General features: G+C 71.4%; 9 protein-coding genes. 5 read left to right on the forward strand and 4 right to left on the reverse strand.

Features of this window, described 5'->3' with window-relative positions:
• Positions 1–231 precede the first annotated feature (231 nt).
• From IEY61_RS30540 to IEY61_RS30550, 3 genes are read left to right on the forward strand one after another with little or no spacing between them, the layout of a single operon-like run.
• A complete protein-coding gene (locus IEY61_RS30540; RefSeq protein ID WP_189050765.1) occupies positions 232–1,692 on the forward strand; it encodes a menaquinone biosynthesis decarboxylase in 1,461 nt (486 codons plus the stop codon).
• Positions 1,692–2,669 carry a menaquinone biosynthesis prenyltransferase MqnP gene (gene mqnP, locus IEY61_RS30545; protein ID WP_189050767.1) on the forward strand — a complete coding sequence of 326 codons (978 nt, stop codon included), beginning with the start codon at positions 1,692–1,694 and terminating at the stop codon, positions 2,667–2,669. The genes IEY61_RS30540 and mqnP overlap by 1 nt, the downstream gene beginning before the upstream one ends.
• A 17-nt stretch (positions 2,670–2,686) precedes the next feature.
• Complete coding sequence (locus IEY61_RS30550; protein WP_189050769.1) at positions 2,687–3,316, forward strand: UbiX family flavin prenyltransferase; 630 nt, start codon at positions 2,687–2,689, stop codon at positions 3,314–3,316.
• 29 nt (positions 3,317–3,345) lie between these two features.
• On the opposite strand, the gene IEY61_RS30555 is transcribed toward IEY61_RS30550, so the two are convergent.
• Entirely contained in the window at positions 3,346–3,612 is a 267-nt protein-coding gene (locus IEY61_RS30555) for a BldC family transcriptional regulator (protein ID WP_189050771.1), read from the reverse strand.
• 269 nt (positions 3,613–3,881) lie between these two features.
• On the opposite strand from IEY61_RS30555, the gene IEY61_RS30560 reads away from it, so the two are divergent.
• Both IEY61_RS30560 and cds1 read left to right on the forward strand, forming a co-directional pair.
• Positions 3,882–4,340, forward strand: a complete 459-nt coding sequence (locus tag IEY61_RS30560; protein ID WP_189050773.1) for an Lrp/AsnC family transcriptional regulator — start codon at positions 3,882–3,884, stop codon at positions 4,338–4,340.
• Between the two features lie 49 nt (positions 4,341–4,389).
• Positions 4,390–5,481 carry an L-cysteine desulfhydrase Cds1 gene (cds1, locus tag IEY61_RS30565; RefSeq protein WP_189050775.1) on the forward strand — a complete coding sequence of 364 codons (1,092 nt, stop codon included), beginning with the start codon at positions 4,390–4,392 and terminating at the stop codon, positions 5,479–5,481.
• 64 nt (positions 5,482–5,545) lie between these two features.
• Here the strand turns inward: cds1 and IEY61_RS30570 are convergent, their stop codons facing one another.
• The 3 genes from IEY61_RS30570 to IEY61_RS30580 form a co-directional block, all read right to left on the reverse strand.
• The gene (locus IEY61_RS30570; protein WP_189050777.1) at positions 5,546–6,166 is read right to left on the reverse strand and encodes a putative glycolipid-binding domain-containing protein; all 621 of its coding nucleotides are present in this window, start codon (positions 6,164–6,166) and stop codon (positions 5,546–5,548) included.
• Positions 6,167–6,235: 69 nt separating this feature from the next.
• On the reverse strand, positions 6,236–7,522 hold the full coding sequence (locus IEY61_RS30575) for a DEAD/DEAH box helicase (RefSeq protein WP_189050779.1): 1,287 nt from the start codon (positions 7,520–7,522) through the stop codon (positions 6,236–6,238).
• Positions 7,523–7,813: 291 nt separating this feature from the next.
• A complete protein-coding gene (locus tag IEY61_RS30580; protein WP_229706620.1) occupies positions 7,814–8,101 on the reverse strand; it encodes a hypothetical protein in 288 nt (95 codons plus the stop codon).
• Positions 8,102–8,382 lie beyond the last annotated feature (281 nt).

Here is an 8,382-nt window from a genome sequence, read left to right on the forward strand (position 1 = left end):
CTGCCACGCCGCCACCGCCCGCCGACGCAGATCCTCTTGCGCCTGCTGGGAAAGCCGCCTCGCATCGGTCACCGCAACATCCATACACACTCAACGATCACGGGATGTTTGAGTTACCCGTCAATAATAGGGGACCCCTGCTCTACCGGAGGCGTTAATAAGGGGCCCTTCCTTTCATGTCACAGCACCCGGCGTGGGTGGGGGGGTGGGGGGTGGGGGAGACTTGCTGGCATGGCGGCTCGTGGGTTCCCGTACACCGACCTCAAGGACTTCCTCGTGGCGCTGGAGCGCGCGGGCGAACTGCGCCGCGTCGGCGCGCCGGTCGACCCGACGCTGGAGATCAGCGAGATCGTCACCCGGACGGTCCGGGCCGACGGGCCGGCGCTGCTCTTCGAACAGCCCACCCGGGGCGAGATGCCGGTGGCGATCAACCTCTTCGGCACCGAGAAGCGGACCGCGATGGCGCTCGGCGTCGAGTCGCTGGACGAGATCGGCAACCGGATCGGCGAGATGCTCAAGCCGGAGCTGCCGGTGGGCTTCTCCGGCATGATGGGCGGCCTGGGCAAGGTGATGCAGCTCAAGTCGATGCCGCCCAAGAAGGTCAAGACCGCTCCCTGCCAGCAGGTCGTCTACCGCGGCGACGACGTCGACCTGAACCGGCTGCCCGGCCTCCAGGTCTGGCCGGGCGACGGCGGGATCTTCCACAACTTCGGGCTGACCCACACCAAGCACCCGGAGACCGGAAAGCGGAACCTCGGGTTGTACCGGCTCCAGCAGCACAGCCACAACACGCTGGGCATGCACTGGCAGATCCACAAGAATTCCACCGCGCACCACGCCGTCGCCGAGCGGCTCGGCCAGCGGCTGCCGGTGGCGGTCGCCATCGGGGCCGACCCGGTGGTCGCGTACGCCTCCACAGCCCCACTTCCCGCCGACATCGACGAATACCTGTTCGCCGGGTTCCTGCGCGGTGAGCGGGTGGAGATGGTCGACTGCCTGACCGTGCCGTTGCAGGTGCCGGCGCACGCCCAGGTGGTGCTGGAGGGCTACATCGAGCCGGGCGAGCGGCTGCCGGAGGGGCCGTTCGGCGACCACACCGGCTACTACACGCCGGTGGAGCCGTTCCCGGTCATGCACGTCGAGGCGATGACCATGCAGCGCGACCCGGTCTACCACTCGATCGTCACCTCGCAGCCGCCGCAGGAGGACCACGGCCTCGGCAAGGCCACCGAACGGATCTTCGCGCCGCTGCTGCGCTTCCTCATCCCGGACATCGTCGACTACAACCTGCCCTCCGCCGGGGTGTTCCACAACTGCGCGATCGTGTCGATCCGCAAGCGGTACCCCAAGCACGCGCAGAAGGTGATGAACGCCATCTGGGGTGCGCACATGATGTCGTTGACCAAGCTGATCGTGATCGTCGACGAGGACTGCGACGTGCACGACTACAACGAGGTCGCCTTCCGCGCCTTCGGCAACGTCGACTACGCCCGCGACCTGCTGCTCACCGAGGGCCCGGTGGACCACCTCGACCACGCCTCGTACCAGCAGTTCTGGGGTGGCAAGGCCGGCGTCGACGCCACCCGCAAGCTCCCCAGCGAGGGCTACCACCGTGGCTGGCCCGAGGAGATGACCATGGCCCCCGAGGTGGTCTCGCTGGTCGACAAGCGCTGGAAGGAGTACGGCATCTGATGGCGACCGCCGCCGACGACCCCCGCGATCATGCACTTTCGGTCGCCAATTTGCCGGAATCGCCCAACTCTGTCCCGACGGAAAGCGCAAGATCGCGAGGGCGGGTGGGGGCGTTCCTGAGGCTGGTGGCGATCGAGCACTCGGTGTTCGCGTTGCCGTTCGCGTTCCTGTCGGCGTTGACCGCTATGTCGGTGCACGGGGGGCGGGTGCGGTGGGGGGATCTGCTCCTGATCACCGTGGCGATGGTGGGGGCGCGGACGTTCGCGATGGCCGCCAACCGGATCCTCGACCGTAGGATCGACGCGCGGAACCCGCGTACGGCCAATCGGGAACTGGTCACCGGGGCGGTGAGCCCGCGGACGGCCTGGACCGGCGCGGGCGTCGCCCTGGTGGTGTTCCTGGCCGCCGCCGCCCTGCTCAACCCGCTCTGCCTGGCGCTCGCGCCGCTGGCGGTGGTGCCGCTGGTGGTCTACCCGTACGGCAAGCGGTTCACCAACTGGCCGCACGCCATTCTGGGCGTGGCGCAGATGGTCGGCCCGGTCGGCGCCTGGCTGGCGGTGACCGGCACACTCGCCGGCTCCGGGCCGGCCTGGCTGCTCGGCGCCGCCGTCGGCCTGTGGATCGGCGGCTTCGACCTGATCTACGCCTGCCAGGACGCCGAGGTGGATCGCCAGATCGGCGTGCACAGCGTGCCGGCCCGGTACGGCCTGCGGTTCGCGCTGCACGCCTCCACCATCGCGCACGTGGTGACCTTCGCGCTGTTCGGCTGGTTCGGCGTGCTGGTCGGCTTCGGCTGGCTCTGGTGGATCGGGCTGGCGCTGACCGCGGTCGCCTTCGGCTACCAGCACCTGGTGGTGACGCCGACCGACCTGACCCGGGTCAACCGGGCGTTCTTCACCGCCAACGGCTTCGTCGGCATCGCGTTGTTCCTCTTCGCCCTGCTCGACCTGGTCATCCGCCTCGGCCTGCGGGCCTAGCGGCAGGGGCGGCGGTGATGCGCGAACCATGGGTGGTCGGGGTGTCCGGGGCGTCCGGCACGCCGTACGCGGCGGCCGTCGTCCGCGGGCTGCTCGACGCCGGCGCGTCGGTGGACCTGATCGTCTCCCGGGCCGCGCGGTTGACCGTGCTGGATGAGACCGGACGGCCGTTCCGCGACGCGCACTGGGCCGAGGACCTGGCCGCCTGGCTCGGCCGCGACCTCGACGGCGCGGACGTGCGGCACTGGGCCGCCGGTGACCTGGCGGCCGGGCCCAGCAGCGGCTCCTACCCGGCGCGCGGCATGGCGGTGGTACCGGCCAGCACGGCGGCCTGCGCCGGCATCGCGATCGGCCTGTCGAAGGACCTGCTCCAGCGGGCCGCCGAGGTGAACCTCAAGGAACACCGGCGGGTGGTCGTGGTGCCCCGGGAGACCCCGGTGACCCGCAGCCACCTGGAGCACCTGATCGAGTTGCACGATGCCGGTGCGGTGGTGCTGCCGGCCAGTCCCGGCTTCTACGGCGCCGGAGCCGCCGCCAGCGCGGCCCAGTTGGTGGACTTCGTTGCGGGCAAGGTGCTCGACGCGCTCGGCGTTCCGCACACCCTGTTCCACCGCTGGACCGGGACGTTGAACGCGGACCGGACCTGACGACCGGTCCGCGTCCCGATCCGGATTACTCAGTACATGCCGGCGTTGGCCGGTCCCGGCCCGGTCGACGGGGCCGGGCCCGCGTTTCGCGGTCGGTCCATTTCGTCCGCCTCTTCCAGCATGCCCTCCCCCTCGAGCAGGGCTCGCACCTCGGATTCCCGAAACCGGCGATGCCCTCCTGGAGTCCGGATGCTGCCGATCCGGCCCGCCGCCGCCCAGCGCGTCACGGTCTTCGGGTCTACCCGAAACAACGCGGCGACCTCACCCGGTGTCAGCAGGCGATCTCCAGTGTCCACAGCCCCCTCCTCGCGTCGACGAAGCCCCCGGCTGAACACACTGCCCCCGGCCGGTGCGAGCCCAGAGCCGTCATGAGGGACGTATGGCAATTACAGCACCAGCGACCTGGCCTGTCCGCCAAACGCGAAAAACGCACTGAGTGGGAAGTTAGTAAATGGTACCGGCGCTCCGCCCTCTCGACCCCGGGTATGCGAACTGTCACCCGCTGCCATGTGCAACGGATGTCGGAGTCCGAGTGTTACGCGGCGGCGACTAGGGTCTACAGTCCGTGGACGCCATCGACCTCAGCCTCGTGGACCTACTTCGCGGCAACGCCCGCCTGTCGTACGCCGAACTGGCCCGCCAGGTCGGGCTCTCCGCCCCGGCGGTGCACGAACGGGTCGGCAAGCTGGAGGCCGGCGGTGTCATCCGCGCCTACCGGGCGGAGGTCGAGCCGGAGCACATCGGGCTGAACGTGACCGCCCTGATCAGCGTCGTGGAGGACTCCGGCGCGGACACCGACGACGTGCTGGAGGCGTTCCGCGCGATCCCGGAGATCGAGTCGTGCTACTTCATGGCGGGTGTCGAATCGTTCCTGATCAAGGTCCGGGTGGGCACCATCGCCGAGTTGGAACGGCTGATCGTACGGCTGAACCGTACGCCCGGCGTCGCCTCCACCCGGACCAGCATCGCCCTCTCCACCAAGTGGGAGAACCGCCCGCAGCCGCTCGTGCCGCCCTCCTCCTGACCCGCTGCTACCCCCGGCGCTCGGTCAGCGCCCGGTAGTCTTCCTGAGCGTGACTCAGCTCGACCGGTTCGACGAGGCCAGCCGGCGGTGGGTGACCGAGGCCATCGCGGCCGTCGAGGCGGACGCGAACCGGTCAGCCGACACCCACCTGCTGCCCTTCCCGCTGCCCAGGCGATGGGGGATCGATCTCTACCTGAAGGACGAGTCCGTCCACCCGACCGGGTCGCTGAAGCATCGGCTGGCCCGATCGCTGTTCCTGTACGGGCTCTGCAACGGCTGGATCGGGCCGGACACCACGATTGTGGAGGCCTCCTCGGGCTCCACCGCGGTCTCCGAGGCCTACTTCGCCCGGATGCTGGGGCTCCCCTTCATCGCGGTGATGCCCGCCTCCACCTCGCCGGAGAAGATCGCCCAGATCGAGTTCCAGGGCGGCCGCTGTCACCTGGTGTCGGACCCGGCGAAGGTGGTCGTCGAAGCGCGTTGGCTGGCCGAGGACTCCGGCGGGCACTTCATGGACCAGTTCACCTACGCGGAGCGGGCCACCGACTGGCGGGGCAACAACAACATCGCCGAGTCGATCTACGCGCAGCTCGCCCTGGAGCGCCATCCCGTACCGGCCTGGGTGGTGGTCGGCGCCGGCACCGGCGGCACCAGCGCCACCATCGGCCGGTACGCCCGCTACCGGCGGCTGCCCACCAAACTCTGCGTGGTCGACCCGGAGAACTCGGCGTTCTACCCGGCCTGGCAGGCGGCGGACTGGTCGGTGGGCACCGGGCGGGGCTCCCGGATCGAGGGGATCGGCCGGCCGAGTGTCGAGGCCTCGTTCCTGCCCTCGGTGGTGGATCGGATGGTGCAGGTGCCGGACGCCGCCTCGCTGGCCGCCATGCGGGCCGGCTCGGCGGTGCTGGGCCGGCGGGTGGGCGGGTCGACCGGCACCAACCTGTGGGGCGCCTTCGGGCTGATCGCCGAGTTGCTGGCCGCCGGGCGTACGGGATCGGTGGTCACCCTGATCTGCGACGCGGGCGACCGGTACGTCGACACGTACTACGCCGACGAGTGGGTGGCCGCCCAGGGTCTGGATCTGGCTCCCCACCTGGCGATTATCGACCGCTTCCTGACCGACGGCACCTGGCCGGCCTGACGCTGGCGATCACGCCACCGCACCTGACCCGCCCGCTATCGCTCCACGGCACCTGACCCGCCCGCTATCGCGTCCCCGCCCGCTCGGCCAGGCCGGGATAGTTCAGCACGTACCCGTCGGAGTCCACGTCGATCTCTGCGGCGAAGCTGCCGCTGGCGTAGCGGAACCGGTGCGGGCCAAGGGCGGTGTAGACCTGCTCGGCGGGCAGCACGGTGAGGCTCGGCAGCAGCACCCAGGCCACGCTGAGCCGGTGGCTCGTGCCGGCTGGCTCGCTGGTCAGGCCGAGCCGGCGCAGGGGCAGCGTGTTGAACAGCGGCGAGCCGCCGAGGTCCAGGTCGAGGGCGTCGGCGAGCCGGTCGGGGTCCTCGACGCCGGGCAATCCGGCCGGGGCACGCCCGGCCGCGGCCAGGACCGCGTCCAGGTCACCCTGCTCGGCGGCGGTCACCCGCCATCGCTGCGTGGTCCGTTCCAGGCGTACGCTGCGCCGCCACCCGGCCCCCTCGACCTCGACCTCCAGGCGGATGCTCACCCACTGGGGGTCAGTCACCAGGCGGTAGCGGCACGTGTAGGGAACCGGGTCGGCGGCCAGCTGGGTGCCGTGCGCGGTGAGCCCCTGGCCTTCGTCGACCAGAGCATGCTCGGCGCCAGCGGTGTCGATCCGGGTCCACAGCAGCGACTTCGGCATGAGCCGGACGTTACGCCACCCGGGCGGGCCGGGCAGTGCATGCGGCACGGCCGGCCCGCAACGAATGGTTCAGCGGGTGTGTGTACGGGGTCGTCCGCCGTACCGGCGTTCACCGGTGGGCCGGTCGCCGAAGCGGCGCGGGCCACCCGGCCGGCTGGGCCGGCGAGGTGCCTCGGGCTCGACGCGTACCGGCACCCCGCTCGGCTCCCGTGCCCCGACCAGGTCGGCCAGGGCAGGGTCGTCGGCGCGTACCCGAACCTCCGCCGGCCGCACACCGGCCTTCTCCAGCATCGCCAGGGTGGTGCGGCGCTGCTTCGGCAGCACCAGCGTGGCCACCGCACCCGTCTCACCGGCACGGGCGGTCCGGCCCGCCCGGTGCAGGTAGTCCTTCGGGTCCTTCGGCGGGTCGACGTGCAGCACCAGCGAGACCCCGTCGACGTGGATGCCCCGCGCCGCCACGTCGGTGGCGATCAGGACGTTGGTCCGCCCCTCGCGGAACTCGGACAGAGTGCGGGTACGCATCCGCTGGGTCTTGCCGCCGTGCAGCCCACCGGCCCGTACGCCGACCGCCGCGAGCTGGGCGACGAGCCGGTCGACCCCGAGCTGGGTACGGGCGAAGACGATGGTCCGGCCGGCGCGCGCGGCGATCGACGCGGTCACCGGGAACTTGTCGCGCGGCGGGATGAGCAGCAGGTGGTGGTCCATGGTGGACACCGCGGCGGTCGGCGGCGCGGTGGAGTGGGTCACCGGATCGGTCATGAAGCGCTGCACCAGCGCGTCCACGTCGGCGTCCAGGGTGGCCGAGAAGAGCAGCCGCTGCGCGTGCGCCGGAGTCTTTGCCAAGAGTTCGGTGACCTCGGGGAGGAAGCCCATGTCGGCCATCTGGTCCGCCTCGTCGAGCACGGTGATCTCGATGTCGTCGAGGCGGCACACGCCACGGGCGATCAGATCGGCGAGCCGACCCGGGGTCGCCACCACGATCTCCACGCCGCGCCGCAGGGCGTCGATCTGACGGTCGTACGGCACCCCGCCGACCGCGGTCTTGAGGAACACGCCGACGGCCTTGCCGAGCGGCAGCAGCGCGTCGTTGACCTGCATGGCGAGTTCGCGGGTGGGCACCAGGACGAGGGCCCGCGGGTGCAGCGGCCGGGCTCGCCCGCCGTCGGCGATCCGGGCCAGCATCGGCAGCCCGAAGGCGAGAGTCTTGCCGGAACCGGTCTGCCCGCGGCCCAGCACGTCCCGCCCGGCGAGCGTGTCCGGCACGGTCGCCCGCTGGATCTCGAACGGCGTGTCGATGCCCTGCCGGGCGAGAGCGCGGACCAGTGGCCGGGGCAGGCCGAGCGTTTCGAAGCTGATCGTGTCGTCGTGGGCGGTGGTGTCGGCCGGCTGCGGGCTCGCAGGTAGGTCCAGGCGGAAGGTGGGCGTGCTGAAGTCAGCGGAGGTGGTCAAGAAATGCCTTTCGAGCGGGGCGCATCTTCGCGACGTCCCGCTGCGACGTGATGCCGCCGGATCTTCCGCAAGAACGCCCATGGGCGCGCGGTCGCACGCCAGGTCAATGATCACTGACAAGTGTACGGCGAACGCCTCGTGCCCACCCGGGTCGCCCGGGGGTGTGGGCCGACTCACCCGTTGGTCCGTAACCCGCCGTCAGGCGGGCGGGCCGCTGGCCACGCTGCTCAGCGCGTCGTTGGCCAGCAGCACGACCAGCACGCTGAACGCCACCAGCAGGCCCAGTGCGACGGCCATCACAATCACCACGCGCAGTGTGCTGGTGGAGCGCTCGCCGGTGGTCTCCGCCCAGCCCTGGGCCAGGATGTGCCCGGTCAGCGATCCGGAGTTCTCCTCGCCCGCCGGGAAGGCCACGGTGGCGGAGCCGGCCGGGTCGCCGTAGTACGCGCTCAGACCGGACCCACCGGAACCCTGTGCATCTTGCATGGATCCGCCGCCCGTGGGCTGCCGTCGATCGGCCGGACCCGAGGTCGGCGGCGGCCAGACCGGCAGCGCGGGAGCGGGTACCTCGCCCGCTCCACCCGGCCCCGCTCCGGCATGCCCGGTCGCGGTGAGGGGTGGGGGCGGGAACGGTGGCGCCGGCATCGGGCCGGGCGGTGGCGGCGGCGACGGCAGGGGTGGTCCCGGGGGCGGCGTGGGCGGGCCGGGAGCGGGTGGCGTGGGCCGGGGGCCGGGCGGCGGCGCGGGCACCGGCCCGAGATCGGAAG

The sequence above is a fragment of the Micromonospora sonchi genome, from assembly GCF_014646235.1.
In the GTDB taxonomy this organism is placed as follows: domain Bacteria; phylum Actinomycetota; class Actinomycetes; order Mycobacteriales; family Micromonosporaceae; genus Micromonospora; species Micromonospora sonchi.

Bases quoted from the DNA above. Each gene is read 5' to 3' on its own strand.
- IEY61_RS30540 (WP_189050765.1), top strand. From the start codon at position 232: ATGGCGGCTCGTGGGTTCCCGTACACCGACCTCAAGGACTTCCTCGTG.
- mqnP (WP_189050767.1), top strand. From the start codon at position 1,692: ATGGCGACCGCCGCCGACGACCCCCGCGATCATGCACTTTCGGTCGCC.
- IEY61_RS30550 (WP_189050769.1), top strand. From the start codon at position 2,687: ATGCGCGAACCATGGGTGGTCGGGGTGTCCGGGGCGTCCGGCACGCCG.
- IEY61_RS30570 (WP_189050777.1), bottom strand. From the start codon at position 6,166: ATGCCGAAGTCGCTGCTGTGGACCCGGATCGACACCGCTGGCGCCGAG.
- IEY61_RS30580 (WP_229706620.1), bottom strand. From the start codon at position 8,101: ATGCAAGATGCACAGGGTTCCGGTGGGTCCGGTCTGAGCGCGTACTAC.